The organism is Ruegeria sp. AB6 (assembly GCF_056542685.1).
Window position 1 is genome coordinate 14067 of sequence record NZ_JBQGAD010000001.1, and the last position, 26188, is coordinate 40254.

21 protein-coding genes and 1 tRNA gene are annotated in these 26188 nt (G+C 59.0%); 15 read left to right on the forward strand and 7 right to left on the reverse strand.

Annotated elements, in window-relative coordinates; genetic code table 11:
• Nucleotides 1–308: 308 nt before the first annotated feature.
• Nucleotides 309–1853, forward strand: a complete 1545-nt coding sequence (locus tag ACR0DB_RS00085) for a trimethylamine methyltransferase family protein (RefSeq protein WP_480548061.1) — start codon at nt 309–311, stop codon at nt 1851–1853.
• 300 nt (nt 1854–2153) lie between these two features.
• Here the strand turns inward: ACR0DB_RS00085 and ACR0DB_RS00090 are convergent, their stop codons facing one another.
• Nucleotides 2154–5768, reverse strand: a complete 3615-nt coding sequence (locus ACR0DB_RS00090; protein ID WP_480548063.1) for a vitamin B12-dependent ribonucleotide reductase — start codon at nt 5766–5768, stop codon at nt 2154–2156.
• 531 nt (nt 5769–6299) lie between these two features.
• Here ACR0DB_RS00090 and ACR0DB_RS00095 point away from each other — a divergent pair.
• Nucleotides 6300–6734 (forward strand): hypothetical protein, encoded by a 435-nt coding sequence (locus tag ACR0DB_RS00095; protein WP_170782452.1) that lies wholly within the window; start codon nt 6300–6302, stop codon nt 6732–6734.
• Between the two features lie 7 nt (nt 6735–6741).
• Here ACR0DB_RS00095 and ACR0DB_RS00100 read toward each other — a convergent pair.
• The 4 genes from ACR0DB_RS00100 to pdxH all read right to left on the reverse strand — a co-directional run bounded on the left by ACR0DB_RS00100 (nt 6742) and on the right by pdxH (nt 8590).
• Nucleotides 6742–6818: transfer RNA gene (locus tag ACR0DB_RS00100), tRNA-Pro, on the reverse strand.
• A gap of 43 nt (nt 6819–6861) precedes the next feature.
• Entirely contained in the window at nt 6862–7329 is a 468-nt protein-coding gene (locus ACR0DB_RS00105) for a DUF192 domain-containing protein (RefSeq protein WP_480548065.1), read from the reverse strand.
• Nucleotides 7330–7335: 6 nt separating this feature from the next.
• Nucleotides 7336–7842: a cold-shock protein gene (locus ACR0DB_RS00110; protein ID WP_214647936.1), complete on the reverse strand. Its 507-nt coding sequence runs from the start codon at nt 7840–7842 to the stop codon at nt 7336–7338.
• 142 nt (nt 7843–7984) lie between these two features.
• The gene (pdxH, locus tag ACR0DB_RS00115) at nt 7985–8590 is read right to left on the reverse strand and encodes a pyridoxamine 5'-phosphate oxidase (protein WP_170782455.1); all 606 of its coding nucleotides are present in this window, start codon (nt 8588–8590) and stop codon (nt 7985–7987) included.
• A 136-nt stretch (nt 8591–8726) separates the two neighbouring features.
• Here pdxH and fabI point away from each other — a divergent pair, with 136 nt between their 5' ends.
• From fabI to trpE, 5 genes are all read left to right on the forward strand, one after another.
• Entirely contained in the window at nt 8727–9533 is an 807-nt protein-coding gene (gene fabI / locus ACR0DB_RS00120; protein WP_170774209.1) for an enoyl-ACP reductase FabI, read from the forward strand.
• Nucleotides 9534–9538: 5 nt separating this feature from the next.
• Entirely contained in the window at nt 9539–10048 is a 510-nt protein-coding gene (gene gpt, locus ACR0DB_RS00125; RefSeq protein ID WP_170774211.1) for a xanthine phosphoribosyltransferase, read from the forward strand.
• Nucleotides 10049–10110: 62 nt separating this feature from the next.
• The gene (locus ACR0DB_RS00130) at nt 10111–11286 is read left to right on the forward strand and encodes an aminotransferase (protein WP_480548068.1); all 1176 of its coding nucleotides are present in this window, start codon (nt 10111–10113) and stop codon (nt 11284–11286) included.
• 84 nt (nt 11287–11370) lie between these two features.
• Nucleotides 11371–13212, forward strand: coding sequence for a peptidyl-prolyl cis-trans isomerase (locus ACR0DB_RS00135; protein WP_480548070.1), 1842 nt, complete (start codon nt 11371–11373; stop codon nt 13210–13212).
• Between the two features lie 9 nt (nt 13213–13221).
• Nucleotides 13222–14733, forward strand: a complete 1512-nt coding sequence (gene trpE, locus ACR0DB_RS00140) for an anthranilate synthase component I (RefSeq protein WP_170782456.1) — start codon at nt 13222–13224, stop codon at nt 14731–14733.
• Nucleotides 14734–14754: 21 nt separating this feature from the next.
• Here the strand turns inward: trpE and ACR0DB_RS00145 are convergent, their stop codons facing one another.
• Nucleotides 14755–16230: a divergent polysaccharide deacetylase family protein gene (locus tag ACR0DB_RS00145; RefSeq protein ID WP_480548072.1), complete on the reverse strand. Its 1476-nt coding sequence runs from the start codon at nt 16228–16230 to the stop codon at nt 14755–14757.
• A gap of 155 nt (nt 16231–16385) precedes the next feature.
• Here ACR0DB_RS00145 and ACR0DB_RS00150 point away from each other — a divergent pair, with 155 nt between their 5' ends.
• The 6 genes from ACR0DB_RS00150 (at nt 16386) to lexA (ending at nt 21208) form a co-directional block, all read left to right on the forward strand.
• The gene (locus ACR0DB_RS00150; RefSeq protein ID WP_480548074.1) at nt 16386–16967 is read left to right on the forward strand and encodes an anthranilate synthase component II; all 582 of its coding nucleotides are present in this window, start codon (nt 16386–16388) and stop codon (nt 16965–16967) included.
• A complete protein-coding gene (trpD, locus tag ACR0DB_RS00155) occupies nt 16964–17983 on the forward strand; it encodes an anthranilate phosphoribosyltransferase (protein WP_480548076.1) in 1020 nt (339 codons plus the stop codon). The genes ACR0DB_RS00150 and trpD overlap by 4 nt, the downstream gene beginning before the upstream one ends.
• Entirely contained in the window at nt 17980–18792 is an 813-nt protein-coding gene (gene trpC, locus ACR0DB_RS00160) for an indole-3-glycerol phosphate synthase TrpC (protein WP_480548078.1), read from the forward strand. Before trpD ends, trpC begins: the two co-directional genes overlap by 4 nt.
• Nucleotides 18792–19265, forward strand: a complete 474-nt coding sequence (gene moaC, locus ACR0DB_RS00165) for a cyclic pyranopterin monophosphate synthase MoaC (RefSeq protein WP_480548080.1) — start codon at nt 18792–18794, stop codon at nt 19263–19265. The genes trpC and moaC overlap by 1 nt, the downstream gene beginning before the upstream one ends.
• On the forward strand, nt 19262–20434 hold the full coding sequence (locus ACR0DB_RS00170) for a molybdopterin molybdotransferase MoeA (protein WP_480548082.1): 1173 nt from the start codon (nt 19262–19264) through the stop codon (nt 20432–20434). The genes moaC and ACR0DB_RS00170 overlap by 4 nt, the downstream gene beginning before the upstream one ends.
• A 75-nt stretch (nt 20435–20509) precedes the next feature.
• A complete protein-coding gene (gene lexA, locus ACR0DB_RS00175) occupies nt 20510–21208 on the forward strand; it encodes a transcriptional repressor LexA (RefSeq protein WP_170782463.1) in 699 nt (232 codons plus the stop codon).
• On the opposite strand, the gene ACR0DB_RS00180 is transcribed toward lexA, so the two are convergent.
• Nucleotides 21202–23235, reverse strand: coding sequence for a ComEC/Rec2 family competence protein (locus tag ACR0DB_RS00180; protein ID WP_480548084.1), 2034 nt, complete (start codon nt 23233–23235; stop codon nt 21202–21204). The two genes, lexA and ACR0DB_RS00180, sit on opposite strands and share 7 nt — an antisense overlap.
• Before the next feature lie 78 nt (nt 23236–23313).
• On the opposite strand from ACR0DB_RS00180, the gene gltX reads away from it, so the two are divergent.
• Entirely contained in the window at nt 23314–24714 is a 1401-nt protein-coding gene (gltX, locus tag ACR0DB_RS00185) for a glutamate--tRNA ligase (RefSeq protein WP_170782975.1), read from the forward strand.
• Between the two features lie 121 nt (nt 24715–24835).
• Nucleotides 24836–26131 carry a citrate synthase gene (gene gltA, locus ACR0DB_RS00190; protein WP_170774233.1) on the forward strand — a complete coding sequence of 432 codons (1296 nt, stop codon included), beginning with the start codon at nt 24836–24838 and terminating at the stop codon, nt 26129–26131.
• Nucleotides 26132–26188: the final 57 nt, after the last annotated feature.

Here is a 26188-nt window from a genome sequence, read left to right on the forward strand (position 1 = left end):
AACAAGTGACCGAAGTATAACAGATTTCCCGCAAAATGGGGTCTTTTCTTTACTTTACGTCACCTAAGCGATCTGACGACACGGATTGTTTCGCTTTTGACCTATCAGGTCGCAAACAGAACAGATTGCGACGTTTCGGATTGAAAGACTGAACGTCACGAAGCGAGGAACCGCATGCAAAGCGACGTTTGGAAAATCCGGTTGATCAGCCGTACGATCGGGGCGGATCGCGGTCGCGCGGCGCGGGGGCGTCCATTCGGGCACTAATTGACGCCACCCTGTACGCTTTTCATCTATCGGATCCTGAAATGAACGACCAATCCCGTACATCCTCGCGCAGCGGCGGACGCGCCGCGCGTCGGGCCGCCCGCGCCACGGCCCTACCCGATCACCTGCGCCCAGTGCGCCCCGGCCTTGAGGGCGGTACGTATAAACCTCTGACGGCTCAACAGGTTGAGCAAATACACCAAGCGGCGCTGACAGCGCTGGAAACCATCGGACTTGCCGATGCACCGCAAAGCGGAATCGACTATCTGGTGGGCGCTGGCTGTACCTTGGGCGAGGACGGACGCATCCGGTTTCCGCGTGCACTGGTCGAGGATACGATCGCCAAGGCGAACCGCTCGGTAACCCTGCACAGCCGCGATGGACAAACTGAATTGGAGCTGTCTGGTACCCGCGTCCACTATGGTACTGCAGGCGCCGCTGTCAGCATGGTCGATGTGGAGGGGCGAGAGTACCGCGATTCGACCGTGCAAGACCTGCACGACGCCGCACGCATCTGCCAGCAACTGGACAATATCCATTTTGTTCAACGCCCTATGGTGTGTCGTGACATCACCGACAATCTGGAAATGGATCTGAACACGGTCTATGCCGCTTGCTCCGGCACCTTCAAACATATCGGCACCTCGTTCACCGAACCTAGCCATGTAGCCCCCGCAGTGGAAATGCTGCACATGATTGCTGGCGGCGAGGACAAATGGCGTGAGCGGCCTTTCGTGTCGAATTCGAACTGTTTCGTAGTGCCTCCGATGAAATTCGCCACCGAAAGCTGCGAAGTGATGGAGGAATGTATCAAAGCTGGAATGCCGGTTCTGCTGCTCTCGGCCGGAATGGCGGGGGCGACCGCACCGTCGACTATCGCGGGAGCAATCGCTCAGGCGACGGCGGAATGTCTTGCAGGGTTGGTTTACGTAAATGCCGTAAGTCCTGGGGCCCCTGCGGTTTTTGGAACATGGCCATTTGGCTTGGACCTGCGCACAGGCGCGATGTCCATCGGGTCGGGCGAACAAGCGCTGCTGACCGCAGGCTGCGCCCAGATGCATCATTTCTACGATCTGCCGGGCGGTGCCGCCGCTGGTGCGTCAGATTCAAAATTGCCCGACATGCAGGCCGGATGGGAGCAGATGTGCTCGAACGTTATTGCCGGCCTGTCCGGGGTGAACATGGTCTATGAGGCCGCTGGTATGCACGCCTCTCTTCTTGGATTTTGCTTTGAAAGCCTGATCTTGGGGGACGATCTTATTGGTCAAGCGCAGCGCTGCGTGCGCGGTATCGAGGTGACGGATGAGACCCTTGCCCTTGATCAGATGGCCGAGGTCTGCATGGGCGGCCCCGGTCACTATCTGGGCACCGAAGCAACGCTCAGCCGGATGCAAGCCGATTACGTGTATCCGACCTATGGCGACCGAACGTCACCCAAAGAATGGGCCGAATTGGACAAGCCTGACCTGATCGCCAAGGCCACGGCCCGGAAAGAGGAAATCCTGTCCGCACCGTCACCCGCACGGTTCGATCCCATGCTGGACGCGGCGCTTCGCGAGAAATTTAACATTCATTTGCCAACGTAAGTGCTTGAAAAAAAGGGGGCCGAGGCCCCCTTTAAGTTTCGCCATCCAGGCTCATCTCGTTGACCGCCCGGTGTTTTTTTGCCTGCGGCCTGGACTGCGCATGGGACGAGCGCACCCGTCCCGTGAGAGAGTGGGAAAGAGCAATATTCCGCCCCACCCTGTTCCCGGCCGACACGGGCATGTCGGCCGAGTGGAAAAAGGCATCGTCGGTAAGTCTCGGCGCCTTCTTCCGTTTTCGTCGGGACCGGGCATTCGGGGGAAAGCCCAGGTCCCTACACCCCGCCTGACGGGGCGTTTGCCTTAGCTACACCCGCTGGTCGCACCGCAGGTGTTGCATTTCATGCAGGTGCCGTTGCGCACCAGCGTGTAGTTTCCGCATTCACCGCAGGGATCGCCCTCGTACCCTTGCATCTTGGCTTTGGTACGGGCGTCTATACCGGTCGCCACTGCGGTTTCAGCAGGGGCATCAAAGACGGCGGCAGGTTCCGCCATTCCCGTTGCATCTGCTTGCGGCGTGAACACGGCCAGATCCTGCGGCAACCGCTTGCGCAGATACCCAGTCGAGCTGATTTGTTTCAATACTTCCAATGACTTGGAGGCCGCTGTTTCACTGATTTCCGAGACGTTCGAGACACCTTCTTCCTCGCCCCGGCCGATATCGTCAAAGGTCGCACCTTCGGGCTTCACATGGGCCAGATCGGTGCGGTCCAGATAGCTGACAGCAAGCTCGCGGAAGATGTAGTCTAGGATGGACGTCGCGTTCTTGATCGAGTCGTTGCCCTGCACCATCCCCGCCGGTTCGAACTTGGTGAAGGTAAAGGCGTCCACGAACTCTTCCAGCGGCACGCCGTATTGCAGACCGACCGAGACCGCGATGGCAAAGTTATTCATCATCGCCCGGAAGCCAGCGCCTTCCTTGTGCATGTCGATGAAAATCTCGCCCAACGAGCCGTCCGAATACTCACCCGTCCGCAGATAGACCTTATGGCCGCCCACGATGGCTTTCTGAGTGTAGCCTTTCCGACGCTCGGGCATCTTCTCGCGGTGCGAGCGGACGATTTCCTTGACGACGACCTTCTCGATGACCTTCTCGGCCAGCACGGCAGCTTTTTCGGCCGGTGTGCCGCTTTCCAGAACCTCGGCGGCCTCATCATCATCCTCAACCAATGCAGCGGCCAGAGGCTGAGACAGTTTCGAGCCGTCGCGGTACAGCGCGTTCGCTTTCACACCCAGCGACCACGACAACTCATATGCCTTCTGGCAGTCTTCGATGGTCGCGTCGTTCGGCATGTTGATCGTCTTCGAGATCGCACCCGAGATGAAGCTCTGCGCCGCCGCCATCATGGTGATGTGGCTGTCAACCCCGAGGAAACGCTTACCTTTCTTGCCGCACGGGTTGGCACAATCGAAGATGGAATAGTGTTCCTCTTTCAGGTGCGGCGCGCCTTCCAGTGTCATGGTTCCGCAGACGTGATCATTCGCCGCTTCGATATCTGCGCGGGTGAAACCCAAGTGACGCAGCAGGTCGAAGGTCGGGTCATTCAGCTTGGTGGCCGGGATGCCCAGAACGCCGGTGCAGAAATCCTCGCCCAGCGTCCACTGGTTGAAGACAAACCGGATGTCGAAGGCGCTTTCTAGCGCAGCATCCACTTTCGCCAGTTCGTTCGGACCGAAGCCGTGGCCGGTCAAAGAGGTGTGATTGATCCCCGGCGCGTTCCCGATGGTACCGTGGCCGACCGCGTAGCCCACGATCTCTTCGATCTGAGACGAGGAATAGCCCAGCTTCTCCAGCGCCGAAGGCACCGAACGGTTGATGATCTTGAAGTAACCACCACCGGCCAGCTTCTTGAACTTGACCAGAGCAAAGTCCGGCTCAATCCCCGTGGTGTCACAATCCATCACCAGACCGATGGTGCCGGTCGGCGCGATCACAGTGGCCTGCGCGTTGCGATAGCCGTTCTTTTCGCCAAGGCTCAGTGCCTCATCCCAGGCCGACATGGCCAAGTCGATCAAACGTTTGTCCGGGCAGTTGCCGTGGTCCAGAGGCACCGGCTTCACGGCCAGCTTCTCATAGCCGGTCACGACACCCTGCGCCGCGCGGCGGTGGTTGCGGATGACGCGCAGCATGTGGTCGGCATTGCGCTCATAGCCTTTGAAAGCACCCAGTTCACCGGCAATTTCTGCCGAAGTCGCATAGGCCACACCTGTCATGATCGCGGTCAACGCGCCACAGATTGCCCGCCCCTCATCCGAGTCGTAGCTGTAGCCCATGTTCATCAGCAGACCGCCGATATTTGCATAGCCCAGACCCAAGGTGCGGAAGTCATAAGACAGTTGCGCGATTTCCTTCGACGGGAACTGCGCCATGGTCACCGAGATTTCCAGTGTAAGGGTCCACAGGCGTGAGGCGTGCATGTAATCCGCCGCCTGGAACTCACCCTCCTTGAGGAAGGTCAGCAGGTTCATCGACGCCAAGTTACAGGCCGTGTCATCAAGGAACATATACTCGGAACACGGGTTCGAGCCGCGAATCTCACCATCTTCGGGGCATGTGTGCCATTCGTTGACCGTGTCGTGGAATTGGATGCCCGGATCGGCACAGGCCCATGCGGCATGGCCGACTTTCTCCCACAGATCGCGCGCCTTAACGGTCTTGGCGACCTTGCCATCGGTCCGGTTGATCAATTCCCAATCGGCGTCTTTCTCAACGGCGGTCAGGAACGCGTTGGTCACACGGATCGAGTTATTAGAGTTCTGACCCGAGACCGAGCTGTAAGCTTCCGAATCCCAGTCCGTATCATAGGTCGGGAATTCGATGCTGTCGTGACCCTGCTTTGCGTAATCCAGCACGCGCTTGATGTAAGTCTCGGGGATTGCGACCTTTTTGGCCTCGCGCACAGCCGTTTTCAGGCCGTCATTCTTGTTCGGATCATAAGCATCATCAGCGGCACCGTCCCAGCTGCGGATGGCCTCGAAAATGCCGTTCAGCATCTTCTCGTGCATCTTCGATCCGGCAACGATCGAGGCCACCTTCTGCTCTTCGATCACCTTCCATTCGATGAATTGCTCGATATCGGGGTGATCTGCATCGACGATTACCATCTTTGCTGCTCGACGGGTTGTACCGCCTGATTTGATCGCGCCAGCGGCGCGGTCGCCGATCTTGAGAAAGCCCATCAGGCCCGAAGACTTGCCGCCACCCGACAACGCTTCGCCCTCAGCACGCAGATGGCTGAAGTTGGTCCCGGTGCCCGAGCCGTATTTGAACAGGCGCGCCTCGCGCACCCAAAGATCCATGATGCCGCCTTCGTTCACCAGATCATCATCGACGGACTGGATGAAGCACGCATGCGGCTGCGGATGCTCATAGGCAGATTTCGACTTGGTCAGCTTGCCGGTTTTATAGTCGACATAGTGGTGCCCCTGCGCCGGGCCATCGATTCCATAGGCCCAATGCAAGCCAGTGTTGAACCACTGCGGCGAGTTCGGCGCGGCACGCTGGGTGGCCAGCATGTAGCGCATCTCGTCAAAGTAGGCGCGCGCGTCTTCCTCGGTCGAGAAATAGCCGCCCTTCCACCCCCAATAGGCCCATGCACCCGCCAGTCGGTCGAACACCTGTTTAGACGAAGTCTCACCTTCGAATTCCGCGCCATCCGCAGGGACCGAACGCCACAGGAATTCAGGTACATCCTTTTCTTTGACCTTCTTCAGCTTGGACGGAACACCAGCCTTGCGGAAATACTTCTGGGCGATGACATCACTTGCCACCTGGCTCCAGCTGGAGGGCACTTCGATATCATCCAGACGGAAAACAATCGTACCATCAGGGTTACGTATTTCTGACGTTGCCGAAACAAAGTCCAGCTCCGCATAAGCGTCTTGTCCTGATTTGGTGAATTTTCTGTCAATCTTCATGTCCGCCGCCCTAGATTCAATCACTTGTCCTTGTCGCCTCAAGTTCGAGAAAGCGAACCTTTGGCCGTGCCAGAAAATTGGGCGCAAGGAACCGGTCGCTGCCAATGACAACGAAATTCCGTTTCAACGGTTGCACGTCTCTATGTTGTGCTTTCCGACCCTCGCCCTATGCCGCGCTCCGGATTTCCTACCAGATTTAGTGGCATCATATTCGGCCCATACAATCTGGCGTATTCGGCCATAGATCGTCAACGTCATTTTTCCGTCATTTTTGGAATCTTTTATATTGACCCAAGATCTCTCAAACGGCGCTGAACGGGGTGGGCTGATTCCTCCACAGGTTCATCCACGGGTTCAAATGGACCGGCGCAAAATTCTGCAGAACAATTAACCGTGATTTCCGGCACAGTTATCGGCATTTGATAAACCGAAGTTAAGATATCTAAACTCGAATAGAATCATCCCTGCGTTTGTTCGGCGCGAAAACAGCTTCTCCGACCAACGCAGCACGAAGTAAAGGTACGAGCAGAGATGTCGAAGATTGGAATCCTTCCCCTGATGGGGCTGATCGTGGCCTGCACACCACAAGATGTGCCCCCTCCATCCCGCAGCGCGCAGTTTGAAACCTATCCCACGCGGCTGTTCGATACGTTCGAAGTCGGCTGTGATGGCCCTGGAGAAGATTTCAGGCGTGTCGGGAATCGCCTGTTCGAATGCACCGAGTTGCTGCCCCCCGAAACGACGGCCTTTCTGATTCTCAACTATGATGGTTACCCGCAGGATCTGCCCAAAAGCGTGATGCGCCTAACCTCGACCAAAAACTCCGGCGGATACCGCGTCGACGCTGAACTCTATTTCAACGTACCGCGCCAGAATGCGCCCGACATTCAGGTGCCCGTCGAAAGCGAACAATTGGACAAGGCCCTTACCGCGCTTTATCGCGCGATGGGCGGTGCTCCATCTTGAAAGGAAATGGTCGGGGCGGCAGGATTCGAACCTACGACCCCCTGTACCCAAAACAGGTGCGCTACCAGACTGCGCCACGCCCCGGACCGTGCGCCTTCCTAACGGGGCCGTTCTGATTTGAAAAGCCCTAACAAGGCCAAATTGCAGGACCTTGCGAAAAAACTTCGTGCTGCATCTGCGTGCCCGGTTCAATAAGGTAACGCCGCGCCAGCCCTGCGTTGATCTCCAACACGGCATAGACCGAATCACCGCCCTCAATCAGCGATAAATCGCCGGGGATGGCATCACTATGCACATTCACGACCTCACCTGCCCGATTCACAAAAATCATATCCAGGGGAATCAGTGTGTTCTTCATCCAGAACGCGACCCGCTGCGGCGGATCGAAGATGAACAGCATCCCCGCCCGTTGCGGCATCGATTCCCGAAACATCAGACCGCGCGCACGTTCCTGCGGTGTCACGGCAAGTTCGATATCGAAGCTGATCTGGGACTTTTCATTTTTCAGGTTCACGCGATCCGCGCTACAGGCCGCAAAGGTCGTTCCGGTCCAAACCGAAAGTATCGTCGCAGCAACCGAAAGAACTCTGATCATCTTGCTCTAGCTATCAAGCGCGGCTTCCCAGGCCAGAACCTGCGCGGCCATACGTCCCCGTTTGCCATCGATCACCCGCATCGCCAAAGCCTCGCCCGGCTGCAAATCGGCCAGACCAGACCGGCGCAAAACCTCAATATGAAGAAACACGTCTTCGTCCCGACCGAACACATTGGCGAATCCAAATCCCTTGCCCTTGTCGAACCATTTTACGCGCGCAGCTTCCAATGGGGCTTCAGCTATGGCCACCGGGTCCAGCTCGGCGAAATCGGCAAGCATCATAGAGTCGGCGCGCGCCGGAGGATCTACACTGATCACCTCGACCGCTTGAACACCGCGATCGGTGCGGTGCGTCATGATCTCAATGCCGGCACCATCCGCGACCGAGCTTTGGCCAAAATTCCGCAAGACATTTACATGCAACAGAATATCCGGGCCACCCTCATCGGACACAACAAAGCCATACCCCTTGGCAGGGTCGAACCATTTCACGTGTCCACGTACGCGGTACATGTTGTTCAGGTCGTCTGGCACAGTGTTCCTATCGCGCGTTTTAATAATTCGTTAAGGTTTTGATGTGTATGGGATTGCCCCACGATTTCAAGCTGAAAAAACCCTTTAAACTCCGAGTGTTGCATTTCGCGGCACGTGAATGTCATGGATTCAGCCTCTGTATCTGCCACTCAGTATCTGCGTTTTCACGCCGCCACTGGAACCGATCATGCAAACGGAAGGCTCCGTCAGCCCAGAATTCGATCTCTGTCGGCTCCAACCGGTATCCACCCCAAAACGGTGGACGCGGTGGATTCGGCCCCAGCTTTGCGGTCACCTTTGCAACCTCGGCCATCAGAGCCGTCCGGCTGCTGAGCGGCTGTGACTGTTTCGACGCCCATGCACCCAACCGGCTTTTTAGGGATCGGGACGCATAATATTCATCCGCTTGTGGTCCGTTTTCCCGAGTTATTGTACCACGAACTCGGATTTGACGCCGCAAAGATTTCCAATGCATCACAAAAGCAGCTTTCCCGGCACTGTCCAACTCGGCCGCCTTGGTACTTTCGTAATTCGTGTAGAACACAAAGGCCTGAGCCTCGATCTCTTTCAGCAGGACCATCCGCACGTTTGGCATACCAGTCGCGTCCACGGTTGCCAGGGCAATCGCGTTCGGATCGTTCGGTTCACTGTCCCTGGCGTCGTCCAGCCACCGCGCCGCTATTTCAAACGGATCGGTACCGGCGAAAATGCCGTCTCGTTCGCTCATTTCCATCCCCTGGAAACTCTTAATGTTCACCCTAGGGCGAGAACCCGCCACGGGCAAGAGCACACGGCCTTGATGCAGGCCATCCAATGGCATAAACCATCCCAACATAATGCGAAGGACAGGCGGAGAACCGAACATGTCAAATCAGTTGATGGCCGGCAAGCGCGGCCTCATCATGGGACTGGCGAATGACAAATCAATCGCATGGGGGATTGCCCGCGCATTGTCTGACGCAGGGGCCGAACTTGCGTTCTCGTATCAAGGCGATGCGCTGAAAAAGCGGGTGGACCCGCTGGCCGCTCAATTGGGCAGTGAAATCGTCCTGCCCTGCGACGTCAGCGACGAAGAGTCGATTGACGAACTATTCAACTCGCTTTCGCAGAAATGGGGACATTTGGATTTTGTCGTCCACGCCATCGGCTTTTCCGACAAAAACGAGTTGCGCGGCCGCTATGTTGATACTTCGCGCGCCAATTTCAAACTGACCATGGATGTCTCGGTCTATTCCTTCACCGCCGTAATGCAGCGGGCCGAGAAGATGATGACCAATGGCGGCAGCGCGGTCACGCTGACCTACTACGGCGCAGAACAAGTCATGCCCCACTACAACGTCATGGGTGTGGCCAAGGCGGCGCTTGAGGCCTCGGTCAAATACCTGGCCGAAGATCTTGGCAAAGACGGCATTCGCGTGAACGCGATCTCGGCCGGCCCGATCAAGACGCTGGCAGCCAGCGGGATCGGTGATTTCCGCTATATCATGAAATGGAACGAATATAACTCGCCCCTGCGCCGCAACGTTACCATTGATGACGTCGGCAACTCAGCCCTCTATCTGCTGTCTGACCTCAGCGGAGGCGTAACCGGTGAGAATCTGCACGTGGATTCAGGTTATCACATCGTCGGCATGAAGGCCGTTGACGCACCAGACGTTGAAAAAGGTTAATATCCATGAGCGCCAAGGACCGCCTGCCCCACGAAAAAGGCTTTCACATCAGTTGGGATCAGATTCACCGCGACTCGCGCGCTCTGGCCTGGCGTCTGGACGGGCAAGGCCCCGAAGATGGTGCCTGGCGCGCCGTTGTCGCCATCACGCGCGGCGGCATGGCCCCGGCGATGATTGTCAGCCGTGAGTTGGACATCCGCACCGTCGACACGATCAGCGTCCGCTCTTACCACCATCAGGAACAAGGCGAAGCCGAAGTTCTGAAGGCCCCGGACGCCGGCCTGATGGGCGACGGCACCGGCGTACTGATCATCGATGACCTGGTCGACAGTGGCAAAACCCTGGAACTGGTCCGCGACATGTACCCCAAGGCGCATTTCGCCACTGTCTATGCCAAACCCAAAGGCCGCCCGATGGTTGATACTTTCATCACCGAAGTCAGCCAGGACACATGGATATTCTTCCCATGGGATATGGCCCTGCAATATGTCGAACCCTACCGGGGCACCGACTGATCTTTCTTCTGTTCAAAAATACCTCGGAGCGCGAGGCAGAGCCTCGCAAAAAATGATCCGCCATGTCCCAAACTCGTACCCGCGCCACCTTCCCCCCTCCGGTGATGGAGGCGCGCCGCTGGCTTGAAGGCGTGGACTTCACCCAAGACCGCCCTCTGATCAATGTCAGCCAAGCAGCTCCGGTCGATCCGCCGCCGCTTGCCTTGCGTCAGGCCATGGCCGAGTTTGCCGTCAGTGAAGACAGCGCGCATCTCTACGGCCCCGTGCTGGGAAACCCTGAACTCCGGGCCGAACTTGCCCAACAAATCGGCACCCATTACGGCGCGGACCTTTCGCAAGTTCAGGTCGCCATCACTTCGGGTTGCAATCAGGCTTTCGCCGCCACTATCTCGGCCGTCACCGATGAGGGGGATGAGGTCATTCTGCCAACCCCATGGTACTTCAACCATAAAATGTGGCTAGACATGGCAGGGGTACGCAGCATCGCGTTGCAAACCGGGGACGATTTGCTCCCCGACCCCGAGGCTGCGCGCGCGCTGATTACTAATAAAACACGTGCGATTGCTCTGGTGACGCCGAACAATCCGGGTGGCGTCGAATACCCGGCGGAACTGGTCCGCGCCTTTTACGATCTGGCGCAAGAGGCCGGAATTCGCCTGCTGGTCGATGAAACCTACCGTGATTTCGACAGCCGCAGCGGCCCGCCCCACGACTTGTTCCAACAACCCGGTTGGGACGAGACGCTGGTGCATCTCTATTCCTTTTCGAAATCCTACCGTCTGACCGGCCACAGGGTCGGCGCAATCGCGACCAGCCCAAACCTTCTGGCCGAGATCGAAAAATTCCTCGACACCGTCGCCATCTGCCCCGGTCAGATGGGTCAATTCGCGGCCCTTTGGGGAATGCAGAACCTGTCGCAATGGGTCGCCGGAGAACGGGATGAGATTCTCGACAGACGCGCCGCCATTCAGGACATGTTGCCCGATCTTGCGGAAAAGGGGTGGAAACTTCTGGGGCTAGGCGCTTATTTCGCCTATTTCGAACACCCGTTCGACTTGCCCTCGGACGAGTTGGCCAAACGCATGGTGGCCGAAACCGGCATCCTGCTTTTGCCCGGCACCATGTTCATGCCGCAGGACGATCCAGCCGGCAAGCGGCAGGTCCGCATCGCCTTTGCCAATCTAGACCGCAAAGGCTTGCGCCAATTGTTCGATCGGCTGACCGACGCTACCTTCTGAGCTTGCCCCCCGCCGGTCCGCGTCGTATTCAAGGCCGCAACCGACAGGGCAGCAATCTGCCACAAAACCACAAATGAGGGCACCATGGCCGCAGGCATGAAAAACCTTTCAAAGACCTTTGTCTGGATCCTGATGGGTCTTTTGATGCTGGGCCTTGCCGGGTTCGGGGCCACAAGCCTGACCGGAACCGCGCGCAGTGTCGCGCAGGTAGGCAACGAAGATATCTCGATCAACGATTATGTGCGTGAGCTTCAACGCGAAATCCGCGCCGTCGAAAGTCAGACCGGGCAACCGATGCAAATCTCGCAGGCGCATGAGTTCGGGCTGGACCAGCTTGCCCTCTCGCGCCTGACCGCGCTTGCCGCGCTGGATAATGAGGTCGGTCTGCTGGGCCTTTCGATCGGGGATGAGAACCTGCAGAAGGAAATTCTGGCCATCCCGGCCTTTCAGGGGGTGGATGGAAGTTTCGACCGCGACTCGTATGAGTTTCAGCTTGATCAGGTTGGCCTGACCGACAGCGAATTCGAATCCGATCTGCGCAAGGAATCTGCACGCACCATCGTGCAGGGCGCGATCATGGGCGGCGTCGAGATGCCCCAGACCCTGACAGATGTGATGACCAATTTCGTCGGCGCGCGACGCAGCTTTACTGTTGCGACCGTCAGCCCGGACGCCCTGTCTGAGCCAATCGGACAGCCCACCGATGCGCAGGTTCAAACTTTTTACGACGACAATGCCGACCTTTTCACCCTGCCCCGCACCAAGCGGCTGACCTATGCAATACTGTCACCCGACATGCTGCTGGACAGCGTTGAGGTGGATGAGGACGCGGTGCGCCGCCTCTATGATCAGCGCTCGGAGGAATTCCAACAGCCCGCGCGACGTTTGGTCGAACGTCTGCCATTTTCGGACGAGGCCGCTGCCGAGACCGCCATGGCGCAAATCGCTGTCGGCGGCACAACGTTCGAAACACTGGTGCGCGACCGCGATCTTGAACTCAGCGATGTCGATCTGGGTGACGTGACCCGGGACGATCTTGGCGACGCGGCCGACGGCGTATTTGCCGCCGAACTGGACGATGTTGTTGGCCCCCTTCCGTCGCCTCTGGGCCCGGCACTGTTCCGCATCAACGGCACGCTGGCGGAAAACATCATTGCGTTCGAAGACGCCGCTCCAATTTTGCGTGAAGAACTGGCCGCTGACCGTGCCCGCCGCCAGATCGAGGCGCAAGCCGAAGACATCAACGACCTGCTGGCGGGTGGTGCCACCTTGGAAGAGCTGGTGGGCGAGACTGAGATGGAACTGGGCCAGATCGACTGGACTCGGCAAAGCGAAGATGGCGTGGCCGCTTATGACGGGTTCCGCGTTGCCGCACAGGACGTGAACGAAGGCGATTTCCCCGAAGTTGCGTTCCTTGAGGACGGCTCAATCTTTGCCCTGCGACTGGACGAAGTTCTGCCCCGCCGCCCGGAACCCCTGGACAGCGCCCGGGAGCGCGTGATTGCCGCATGGGTGCAGGCAGAGACGGACAAGGCGCTGGAAGAGCAGGCCAAAACCGTTCTTGCACAGCTTGAGAGCAATGGCGATTTCACTGAAACCGGCCTGCCCTTCCGCGTGGAAAACGCCCTGACCCGGACCGCTTTTCTGGATGACGTTCCCGCAACCTTCATGTCGGACGTGTTTGACATGGAACTGGATGAGCTGCGCGTGATCCCTGGCACTGGTACTGCCTTTGTTGTGCGGCTCGAAGAGCTTTTGCCGCCTGATGAGACAGACGAGTTGCGTCAGGCACGCGAAGCCCTTGCGGCGCAGTTGAACCAAGCTCTGGCTCAGAATATTTTCGACGCCTTTGTCCGTGACGCACAGGTTCGCGCCCGTCCCGTCGTGGATCAACAGGCCCTGAACGCTGTCCAAGCGAGCTACTAAGAGACCCCTATGGCCCTGACACCTGAATACGACAGCTTCGCCCGCGCCTATGAGGCAGGCGAGAACCAGGTCGTTTACACCCGATTGGCCGCTGATCTGGATACGCCGGTGTCGCTGATGCTCAAGCTGACGGGCGCGCAGAAAGACGCGTTCATGCTGGAATCAGTGACAGGAGGCGAGGTGCGCGGCCGGTACTCGATCATCGGAATGAAGCCCGATCTGATCTGGCGTTGCCGGGGGGAAGCGTCTGAACTGAACCGTTCCGCCCGCTTCGACCCCGAAGCTTTCGATCCGCAAACCGGCAATCCCATGGACAACCTGCGGGCATTGCTGGCCGAAAGCCGGATCGACCTGCCCGATGATCTGCCGCAGGCCGCTGCCGGGCTGTTTGGATATCTGGGCTATGACATGGTGCGGCTGGTGGAATACCTGCCCAATGTGAACCCTGATCCGCTTGGGCTGCCTGATGCGGTGATGCTGCGCCCGTCCGTCGTAGCTGTGCTGGACGGCGTCAAGGGTGAGGTTACGGTTGTTTCGCCCGCCTGGGTCAGCGAAGGGCAATCGGCCAAAGCGGCCTATGCACAGGCCGCCGAGCGTGTCATGGACGCCGTGCGGGATCTGGAACGCGCCATGCCTGCTGAATCGCGCGATCTTGGCGATGCATCGGAAGTCGCGACTCCGCAGTCGAACTTCACCAAGTCCGGCTACATGGAAGCTGTTGAAAAAGCCAAGGAATACATCCGCGCGGGCGATATCTTTCAGGTCGTCCCGGCGCAGCGCTGGACGCAGGATTTCCCCCAGCCGCCCTTTGCGCTCTACCGTTCGTTGCGTCGGACCAACCCGTCGCCCTTCATGTTTTATTTCAACTTCGGCGGATTTCAGGTCGTCGGCGCCAGCCCAGAAATTCTGGTGCGCGTCTTCGGCAATGAGGTCACGATCCGTCCCATTGCAGGCACCCGCCCTAGGGGTGCGACGCCTGAAGAGGACAAGGCGAATGAGGTTGACCTGCTGGCCGACAAGAAAGAACTGGCCGAGCATCTGATGCTGCTGGATCTGGGCCGCAACGATACGGGGCGCGTGTCCAAGATTGGCACTGTCCGCCCGACCGAAGAGTTCATCATCGAACGCTACAGCCACGTGATGCACATCGTCTCGAACGTGGTCGGAGAGCTGGCCGACGACAAAGACGCGCTGGACGCCTTCTTTGCCGGTATGCCCGCCGGGACCGTCTCAGGCGCACCGAAAGTGCGGGCGATGGAAATCATTGATGAGCTGGAACCCGAAAAGCGCGGTATCTATGGCGGCGGTGTCGGCTATTTCAGCGCGGGGGGCGACATGGATATGTGTATCGCTCTGCGCACAGCCATCGTGAAGGATCAAAAGCTTTACATCCAAGCCGGGGGCGGTGTGGTCTATGACAGCGACCCTGAGGCCGAGTTCATGGAAACAGTCCATAAATCCAACGCCATCCGCCGCGCTGCTGAGGATGCGGCGCGCTTCACCGGTTCGGGCAATAGCTGAAAATAGGCGCAGTTACCGCGCCTATTGAACCTGTCGCTTCATCACGGCCGAGATCGGTGCCATCGTCACGCGGCCGCCACGATCCTCCAATCCCCAAACCAACAATGCCGAGATCGTGTCGGGGCGCAAACGACCCAACATCACGACCGAACCTTCTTGCCCGGCGCGGAAGGCCGCCTGATCCAGAAAGCGACGCATCACTTTCGGTTCCTGCCGCGCACCGTCGATATCACGGAAGATTACGCTGGACGGAATGCCATTCCGCGCGGCCAGTTTCTGAACCGTGTTCAACCCATTGTCTTGAGTGATCAACCCGCGACCAGTGCCGCCTGCGATAGCCGCAACTTGATCAGCCAGCTTGCGGTTGCCCTGAATCCCCGTATCGACCCCTTCAAGGATGCCAACCGTTTCAGGTAGCATATCCAGCCATACAGACAGCGAGACCTCGGCATCCTGCGCGCTGGCTTCTTTGGGCAGGTCCGCCATCGCCAGAACCTCAAATCCTGCCGCGCGGTAACGGGCCATCTTTTCCGCAGCTTCGGGGTCGGACGGGCTGATGGCAAAGCTGATCGGATAAGGGAAGTCCTGCAACGCTTCGGCCCCATACGCGCCTTCGTCGTCGATCAGAATGATCGACATCAGTGGCACCGAGCCGGGTTGGTCGAATTCGGCGGCATAAGCCTCGATCGGCTTGTCAGAAACTGGGGCCGCGTCGGCGGTTTCAACAACGGGTTCACCGCCGTCTCGCTCGGTCAGGGGAACAACGCGCCGGCCGACGCCCTGAGTACCCTCGGTGGCCTGATCGGCCCCGATCTGGGGCACAGCGGCAATACGCGGCAGGGTACGGGTCGGTTCTTCATCCTTCGGCTCAACCGCAACGGGGTCTTGCGTTTCCGGTTCCGGCTCAACGGCGGCCACCTCGGGCAGCGGCTCGGAAGCAGGAGTGTCTTCCGCTGGCGCAACCTCTTCCACAACCACCTCTTCGACGGGGGCCGGAGGTGTCGGAGCCTCCTCAATCACAGCAGGCACGTCTTCGGCCAGCGGAGCCTCGGCCAGTGCTTCAGGAACTTGAGGAGAGGTCGGAGCCTGTGGGGCAACAGGAGCTTCAGTTGCAATGGCCACGTCGTTGGTTTCAACCTGCTCGGCGCTGTCCACCTGAACGGCGGTCTCATTCACTTCGGGGACAGTGTTCGGCGCGTTTTCAACTTCGGACAGCCCCGCCACAGTGTCGGGCGCATCCGCCGGAGCCGGATCAGGGGCAGGCAGCGTCAAAACATCGGCATCGGCGATCGTACCTACCTCGGCCTCGGTCACTTGCGGGGCTTCGATTTCGGCCGGTTCAGGGGCTTTTTCAACCACCTCCGGTTTTCGCGTCAGGGGGGTATTCAGCGACAACGCCGCGCCCAGCAGCAATACAACGACCGCACCTGCGATCATTCCACCCACAAATCCGCCCATAATAATTGCCTCTCGTCCAATTCCTGCGTCGACTGTCAATGTGCCGTCTTCTGCGACACTCACCTTGCAGGCGCGTCAGGTCGGATGTCCTCTTGACGCTGCCCCGCAAGCCTGAGCATGTATGTCCCGACATTATATCGCGGCTCGGGGCTGCATCGCCAGTCCGAAATGCCTAATCTAAGACAAGTGTTCACATGCTGCTGCTGATCGACAACTACGACTCGTTTACCTACAACCTCGTCCACTATTTAGGCGAACTTGGGGCCGAAATGGTGATCCGGCGCAACGACGCTTTGGATGTGCAAGAAGCGATGGCCATGAACCCGACAGGCATCTTGCTCAGCCCTGGCCCCTGTGATCCTGATCAGGCCGGCATCTGCCTGGCTCTGACCAAGGCCGCGGCAGAAACGCAGACACCGCTGATGGGTGTGTGCCTTGGACATCAGACCATCGGTCAGGCTTTTGGTGGCGACGTCATCCGCTGTCACGAGATCGTCCACGGCAAGATGGGCACCATGCACCATACAAGCAAAGGTCTGTTCGCAGGGCTGCCATCGCCGTTTGAGGCGACGCGCTATCACTCGCTGGTTGTGGACCGTAACACCCTGCCCGACTGCCTTGAAATCACGGCAGAATTGGAGGACGGTACCATCATGGGTCTGCAACATAAAGAATTGCCTATTCATGGCGTTCAGTTCCACCCAGAATCCATCGCATCCGAGCACGGCCACGCCCTGCTCAAGAATTTCCTGTCCGAGATGAAAGTTCCCGCATGAGCGACGCTCTGAAACCGCTGATCGGGGCCGCCGCCGACCGGCCCCTGACCCGCGCCGAGGCTGAACAGGCCTTTGGCATTCTGTTTGACGGTGCCGCCACGCCCAGCCAGATCGGTGGGCTGCTGATGGCCATGCGCACCCGAGGCGAAACAGTCGAGGAATACGCCGCCGCCGCCGCAGTCATGCGCGCCAAGTGCAATGCCGTCCAAGCGCCCGTGGGCGCGATGGACATCGTGGGAACAGGCGGGGATGGTAAAGGCACACTGAATATCTCGACCGCAACAGCTTTTGTGGTTGCTGGCGCCGGGGTGACAGTAGCTAAGCACGGAAACCGCAACCTCAGCTCGAAATCCGGGGCCGCTGATGCGCTGGGACAGTTGGGCATTAACGTTATGGTCGGCCCGGAAACTGTTGAAAAGGCGCTGCAAGAGGCCGGGATCGGATTCATGATGGCCCCGATGCACCACCCTGCGATTGCCCATGTCATGCCCACACGGCAAGAGCTTGGTACTCGCACGATCTTCAATATTCTTGGCCCGCTGACCAACCCCGCAGGCGTCAAACGGCAACTGACCGGCGCGTTTAGCCGCGATCTGATCCGCCCGATGGCTGAGACTTTGGGTCTGCTGGGCGCCGACCGTGCGTGGTTGGTGCACGGGTCCGACGGAACGGATGAGTTGACCATCACAGGCGTAAGCTGGGTTGCCGCGCTAGAGGATGGACGCGTCAAAGAGGTCGAATTGCACCCCGAGGACGCTGGCCTGCCGGTTCACCCTTTCGAGGAGATCCTAGGCGGCACGCCCGAAGAAAACGCGGTTGCGTTCCGGGCATTGCTGGACGGCCAGCCCTCGGCCTATCGGGATGCGGTTTTGCTGAATGCCGCAGCCGCGCTGGTGGTTGCGGATGCGGCCTCGGACCTCAAGGACGGGGTTGCCAAGGCAGCCGAGAGCATCGACAGCGGAAACGCAAAAGACAAAATAGCCATTGTGGCCCGTATTACTCAGGAGGCCGCATGACCGGGACGGTACTGGACAAGATCAAAGCCTACAAGCTTGAGGAAGTTGCATCAGACAAGACGTATAAATCGCTGGAAACGCTCGAAGAAGAAGCGCGAGAAGCCGGTGAGACACGCGGGTTTGCAGCAGCCATTCAAACCGCTGCTCGCACAGGATATGGCCTGATCGCCGAGATCAAGAAAGCCAGCCCATCCAAGGGCCTGATCCGCCCCGATTTTGACCCACCCGCCTTGGCCAAAGCCTATGCGGAGGGCGGGGCCACTTGTCTGTCCGTATTGACCGACACACCCAGCTTTCAGGGCGACAAACCGTTCCTAACCGCTGCGCGTGCCGCCTGTTCGCTGCCTGCACTGCGCAAGGATTTCATGTATGACCCCTATCAGGTGGTCGAAGCGCGTGCGCTGGGGGCAGATTGTATCCTTATCATCATGGCCTCGGTCGAGGACGCTCAGGCCGCAGAGTTGGAGCAGACCGCTTTCGACTGGGGCATGGACGTTCTGATCGAGGTGCATGACGAGAAAGAGCTTGAGCGTGCGACAGGCCTCAAAAGCCCTCTGATCGGGATAAACAACCGCAATCTCAAGACGTTCGAGACAACTCTTGATACCACCCGTCGCCTGTCAAAACTGGTGCCCGGCGATCGCACTATTGTCTGCGAAAGCGGTCTAAGCACCCCCGACGACCTTGCAGATATGGCCCGCTATGGTGCGCGCAGTTTCCTGATAGGCGAAAGCCTGATGCGGCAAGGCGACGTCGCCTCGGCTACGCGCCACCTGCTGGCCAATCCGCTCATCCCCGGAGTGATGTGATGCCCCTAACTCATTTCGATGCACAGGGTCAGGCGCATATGGTTGACGTGTCTGAAAAGGCGGTCACAGATCGGGTCGCCGTTGCTGCCGGACACATTAAAATGGCGCAGGAAACCTTTGATTTGATATCAGAAGGCCGGGCAAAGAAGGGCGATGTTCTGGGCGTGGCCCGACTGGCCGGAATCATGGGCGCCAAGAAAACGCCGGACCTTATCCCACTATGTCACCCGCTGCCTGTCACCAAGGTCGCGGTTGAACTGACTTTGGATCCAGAATTACCCGGAGTGCAGATTGAGGCGACCGTCAAGACCTCGGGCCAGACGGGCGTCGAGATGGAAGCGTTGACCGCCGCCTCGACCGCTGCCTTGACCGTCTATGACATGACCAAGGCCGTGGACAAGGCGATGGAGATCGGTGGCATTCGCGTATTGCTGAAAGATGGCGGTAAATCAGGGCGATACGAGGCGTTATGATCTCAGTCGAAAACGCCCGCGCGCTGATGTTCAAGCTGGTTTCGCCCCTGCCGTCCGAAACCGTTTCCTTGGCCGACTCTGCAGGCCGGTACCTGGCCGCTGACGTCGTTGCCACAAGGGATCAACCACCCTTTGCGGCCTCGTCGATGGATGGTTACGCGGTCAAAGCCGCAGAGGTCGAACTGCACGCCATGTTCAAGGTCGTCGGCGAAGCAGCAGCCGGGCGGCGGTTTCAAAGCAAAGTGGGTCCGGGACAAGCCGTGCGCATCTTTACCGGCGCGCCCGTTCCTGACGGGGCCGATTTCGTCGTGATCCAAGAGGACACCAACCGGCGCGGCGATCTGTTGACCATTGCCGACGAGCCAGGGGAGAAGACGAACATTCGCCCTGCCGGGGTCGACTTCAAAAGCGGCACAAAAATACGCGCGCCCAGACAGTTACGACCCGAAGATGTTGCGCTGATGGCCGCAATGAACATTGCGGAAGTACCCGTTACCCGAAAGCCGGTTGTCGCGCTGATCTCGACCGGAGACGAATTGGTCATGCCCGGAGAGACACCCGGCCCTGACCAGATCATCGCGTCCAACACTTTCGGCCTCAAGGCGTTGCTGGAGAAGACCGGAGCACATGTGCGAGTCCTGCCGATAGCGCGCGACACGCAATCGTCTCTGGAAATCGCGTTTGGTTTGGCTGAAGGGGCCGATCTGGTCGTGACGATCGGTGGCGCATCGGTCGGTGATTACGACTTGGTCTCTGATGTCTCAAGCAATTTGGGGATGGAGCGCGCCTTCTACAAAATCCGGATGCGTCCCGGCAAGCCTCTAATGGCCGGGCGACTAGGGCAAAGCGCGATGATTGGGCTGCCGGGGAATCCTGTGAGTGCAATGGTTTGCGGCTATCTCTTCCTTGTTCCGATGATCCGCCGGATGTTGGGAATTGAAGAGGTTCTTCAACCCTTCCGCACTGCAAAATTGGCAGCTGATATCAGCCAGAACGGGCCGCGTGAACACTACATGCGCGCCGTTTTGGACCATGACGGAATCCGCGCCTGCGATGATCAGGACAGTTCCCTGCTCAGCGTTTTAGCGCAAGCCAACGCTCTGTTAGTGCGCCAGCCCCATGACCCTGCGCGCTCGGCCGGGGACGAGGTTCAGTACCTGCCGATCTGATCCGTCAAAACCGTTGACACAAAACGTGAACATGCGTAGAACAAAAGAAAACGCATGACCGACGAGGTGTGAGCAATGCTGACCAAGAAGCAGTTGGATTTGTTGGAATTCATCCACAAACGCGTTCAAGCGGATGGTGTTCCCCCCAGTTTTGACGAGATGAAGGCAGCGCTGGACCTGCGGTCCAAGTCCGGCATTCACAGATTGATCACCGCGCTCGAGGAACGCGGCTTTATTCGTCGCCTCGCCCACCGCGCCCGTGCGATTGAGATTGTGAAACTGCCCGAAAGCCTTGGGGGTGAGCCTACGGCCGCATTCAAGCCGCGTGTGATCGAAGGCGACAGGCCCGATGGCCCGCGCCCAGCCAATTTTGACCCCGTGACCGTTGACGCAATGGAATTGCCCGTCATGGGTCGCATCGCCGCCGGTGTCCCGATTGAGGCGATCAGCCATGTCTCGCACCGTGTTGCAGTGCCGGGCACAATGGTCTCTGGCAAGGGTGAGCATTACGCGCTTGAGGTGCGGGGTGATTCCATGATCGACGCCGGAATCAATGACGGGGACGTCGTGGTGATCCGAGAAACCTCGGTCGCGGATAATGGCGATATCGTCGTGGCGCTGGTCGAAGATCAGGAAGCCACGCTAAAGCGGTTTTTCCGGCGTGGGCATGCGATTGCGCTTGAGGCCGCGAACCCCGCCTACGAAACCCGAGTGCTGCCCGAGGACAAGGTCAAGGTACAAGGCCGGTTGGTCGGCCTGATCCGAAGCTACTGAGCCCGTTTGTCGCCGCGTGTTTTCGGAGACCACAGCCGGTCTCCGACAATCTTTCGGCTGGTCATGACCTTACTTCCAGACAGGGCAAGACTGCCGGTTTGTAACAGCCGCGCAGGATCATAGAGATCACAGTCCCCCTTCAGATCAACCTCTACGGCAGCAATCACGATCTGGTTCGACGTGCAGTCCCCAAAACCCGAGGCTGCTCGTTTTCCCGTCAGGTGAATCAGCTCTTTCCCGCGCCATGAATACCGCTGGATCGCACTCGGTTCAGGCCAACGCGCCGCGGCATTGGGCTGCGCCACCCCGTCCCCATCGTTTTCCAGCCAGACCGTCGCAATAAATCCGCTGCCTTTTTCCTTGCTCAGCGCGCGGCCTTGATCGGTCATGACGCCCACCAGCCCGCCTGAATCAGCAATCAGAACCTCGGGGCGTTGGCCTTGCCCCCACAGCAAAAAGGCAGCCGCCACGGCGCTGACCCCCAGCCATCTTGAACGCCCTTGCCAAAGGGCAATCCACAACGCTCCACATGCACAGAGAGGCAGCACGTAACCGGGCGGGCTTGCGACATGTCCAACGGCGCCCTCCAACCCCGAGACCCGTTCGGACACCAGCAATATCCACTCCAGCCCCAGCCCCATCACCCCCAGCGCCAGTGAGTCCAGCCCGAAGGGGGCCAGCAAGGCCGCAACCACCGCGGCTGGCACCACAACCATGCCCATAACCGGCACGGACAGCATGTTTGCCACCAGCCCATAGTGCGACATCGTGTTGAAATGCGCAGCACCGATCGGCGCCGTCGCCAGCCCGGCAATGGCAGAGGACAGGAACAGCCCAGCTACTGGTTTCAACCATTTAGGTCCGGGTAGCGGGCCGACATCGCGCAATTGGCCGAAGACGGCCACCAAAGCGGTGGTGGCAGCAAAGGACATCTGAAAACCGGGGCTCAACAGCGATTCCGGCTGCAGAATCAATACGATCAGCGCGGCAACGGCCACCGCGCGCAACGAAATGGCCCGGCGGTCGATGAGTACCGCCCCTAGCATGACGCTGGCCATGACAAAGGCACGCTCGGTCGCAACGCTACCGCCTGACAGCATCAGATAGACCGTCGCCGCGATCAGCGCCCCGATCGCGGCCAGTTTGCGCACAGGCCATCTGAGCGCCAAGACGGGCACTGCTGACAGGCCGATACGGAGCGCAAGATACACAAAGCCCGTCAACAGCCCCATATGCAGGCCCGAAATGGCCAGAAGATGCGCCAGGTTGGATGCACGCAGGGACTCCAACGTGCTCTGACCCATACCGCTGCGATCTCCGGTGGTGACGGCTGCGGCGAAACCTCCAACCTCACCAGGCAGGATGGATCGGACATGCCCGGATATCGCCATACGCCACGCTGTGATCTGCACCCCTTCGGGATTTGCTGCGGCAATCGTCAGGACCGGTACGCGTGTATATCCCACCGCGCCGAGGCTTTGAAACCATGCATGGCGGCGAAAGTCGAAACCACCGGGCTCCACCGGACCTTGCGGTGGCGACAGATGCCCTGTGGTCATGATGCGCTGCCCCGGTTCGATCTGCGCCACTGGGCCATGTAGCGAGAGCCGGACACGCTGCGGCCGACGATCCTTGGGCACATCCCCTATCCGCACCCGATCCAATGTCACCCGCAGCGCATCCGACGCAGAGCGGTCAATGGCGACGACCCGCCCCTCGACCGGGCCATAGTATCGCCACGACAAAACCGGCTCTGCTACCGTATGGGCGCGGATACCGGCCAGTATGAACCCGACCGCGATCAGCGCCCCCCCGATTGCCAACGAGGCCCAGCCGGACCGTACCTTGCGGGCTAACCCCCAAGCCGCAAGAACGACCGCGCCGAGACAGACGTAGACTTGCCAAGCCGGTTCGAACCGGAGCGAGAAATACAGACCGATCCCCATCGCCAGACACACAGGAGACCATGGAAACAGGTACCCGGTCTGGTTCAGCAATGCGGCTTCGACCCGGGCCAGAACACGCATGGTTGCCCCCGTCCCTCAGCCTCGTTAGACAGGCGCCAAACTATGCCCGACACGGTTACCAAAAGGTTAATCCACACAATGTCCGATCAGGTCGTCACCCGTTTCGCCCCCTCGCCCACCGGTTTTCTACATATCGGCGGCGCGCGCACCGCGCTGTTTAATTGGCTTTATGCCCGTGGCCGCGGTGGCAAGTTCCTGCTGCGGATCGAGGACACCGACCGCGAGCGCTCGACCCCCGAGGCGACGGCAGCCATCCTGCAAGGTATGGCGTGGCTGGGTCTGGACCATGATGGCGATGTAATCAGCCAGTTCGAGGGCGCGGCGCGTCATGCCGAAGTGGCCAACCAGCTGCTGGCCGAGGGCAAGGCGTATAAATGCTTTGCCACCCAAGATGAAATCGCCGCCTTCCGCGAACAAGCGAAGGCCGAGGGCAAATCGACCCTGTACCGCAGCCCCTGGCGCGACGCCGACGCCGCGACCCATCCAGACGCACCTTTTGTGGTCCGCATCAAGGCCCCGCAGGACGGCGCGACCGTGATCCGCGATCAGGTTCAGGGGGACGTGACCATCCGCAATGATCAGTTGGATGACATGATCCTGCTGCGCTCGGACAGGACACCGGTTTATATGCTGGCCGTGGTGGTGGACGATCACGATATGGGTGTGACCCACGTGATCCGGGGCGACGACCACCTGAACAACGCAGCGCGTCAGATGATGATCTATCAGGCCATGGGCTGGGACGTTCCGGTCTGGGCCCATATCCCGCTTATCCATGGGCCCGACGGCAAGAAACTGTCGAAACGCCACGGCGCGTTGGGCGCTCAGGAGTATCAGGCCATGGGCTATCCTGCGGCCGGCATGCGCAACTATCTGGCGCGTCTGGGCTGGAGTCACGGCGATGACGAGTTTTTCACCGACGCACAGGCGAAGGAATGGTTCGATCTGGACGGGATCGGCAAAAGCCCGGCCCGGTTCGATCTGAAAAAGCTAGAAAATCTGTGCGGGCAACATATCGCTATCTCGGACGATGCTGCACTGCGGCAGGAAATCGAAGCTTACCTTGATGCGGCCCAATTGCCAGCGCTAACCGATACACAATCGAGTGATCTGGAACGTGCGATGTATTGCCTCAAGGATCGGGCCCGCACCTTCCCGGAACTGCTTGAAAAGGCCCATTTTGCCCTGACTTCCCGCCCCATCCAACCAGATGAGAAAGCGGCCAAGGCGCTGGCATCAGTATCCGATGGTATACTGAATGAATTGACGCCGCAGTTGCAAAATGTTAGCTGGTCGCGGAGCGAACTGGAGGAGGCCTTGAATTCCTTTGCGGAAGCCAAGGGCCTCAAGTTCGGCAAGCTGGCGGGGCCGTTGCGCGCCGTCTTGGCGGGTCGGGCTGTAACTCCTTCGGTTTTTGACATGATGCTTGTGCTGGGCCAGGAGGAAACTCTGGCGCGGCTATCTGATGCAGCGAACTAAACCCGATCTTCACATTTGGGTAACGCTGCTCCGCTAACACCCGGACTGCGCGCGTGCGCGCATCCGTTGCCCGCAGGATCGGACAGCGTTCCATTTTGCGCAAGATTGAGGAAGGGAAAATATGACCGACAGCAACAAATCAGCCACTCTTACCGTGCATGGCGAAACATATGAGCTGCCGATTCATTCGCCGACTGCCGGGCCTGATGTAATCGATATCCGCAAGCTGTACGGCACTGCGGGTGTGTTCACCTATGACCCCGGCTTCACCTCGACCGCCAGCTGTGACAGCACAATCACTTATATTGATGGCGAAAAAGGTGAACTGCTGCACCGTGGCTATCCGATTGACCAGCTGGCAGGCAAATCCCACTTCCTCGAGGTCTGCTACCTGCTGCTTTACGGAGAGCTGCCGACAGCGCCCGTTCTGGAAAAATTCGAATCCACCATCACGCGTCACACCATGCTGCACGAGCAGATGCAGTATTTCTACCGTGGATTCCGTCGCGATGCGCACCCGATGGCGATCATGGTTGGTGTCGTCGGCGCAATGTCGGCCTTCTATCACGATTCAACCGATATCTCGGACCCGCATCAGCGCGAGGTTGCCTCGCATCGCCTGATCGCCAAGATGCCGACCATCGCGGCCTGGGCTTACAAGTACCACACCGGCCAGCCCTTCGTGTATCCGCGCAACGATCTGGACTATGCGTCGAACTTCCTGCGCATGTGCTTCAGCGTCCCGGCCGAAGAATATGAGGTCAACCCGATCCTCAGCCGCGCGATGGACCGCATCTTTACTCTCCACGCCGATCACGAGCAGAACGCCTCGACCTCGACCGTGCGTCTGGCCTCAAGCTCGGGTGCCAACCCGTTTGCCTGTATTGCGGCTGGCATCGCCTGTCTGTGGGGCCCTGCCCATGGTGGCGCGAACCAGGCATGTCTTGAGATGCTGGAAGAGATCGGCTCGGTCGAAAACATTCCCGAATACATCGCCCGCGCCAAGGACAAGAACGATCCGTTCCGTCTGATGGGTTTTGGCCACCGCGTGTACAAGAACTTTGACCCGCGCGCCAAGGTGATGAAACAGTCCGCCGACGAAGTGCTGGATCTGCTGGGTATCGAAGACAACCCGAAGCTGCAGGTTGCCAAGGCGTTAGAAAAGCAGGCTCTGGAAGATCCGTATTTTGCCGAGAAAAAGCTGTTCCCGAACGTGGACTTCTATTCGGGCATCATCCTCGAGGCGATGGGCTTCCCGACCTCGATGTTCACGCCGATCTTTGCCCTGTCGCGCACCGTGGGCTGGGTCAGCCAGTGGAAAGAGATGATCGCCGATCCGCAAAACAAGATCGGTCGTCCGCGTCAGCTGTATCTGGGCGAGACCACCCGCGACTACGTCGATATCGAAAACCGCTGATATACCCTATCGACAAAGTAAAACCCCGCTACCTGGCGGGGTTTTTTATTTTGACAG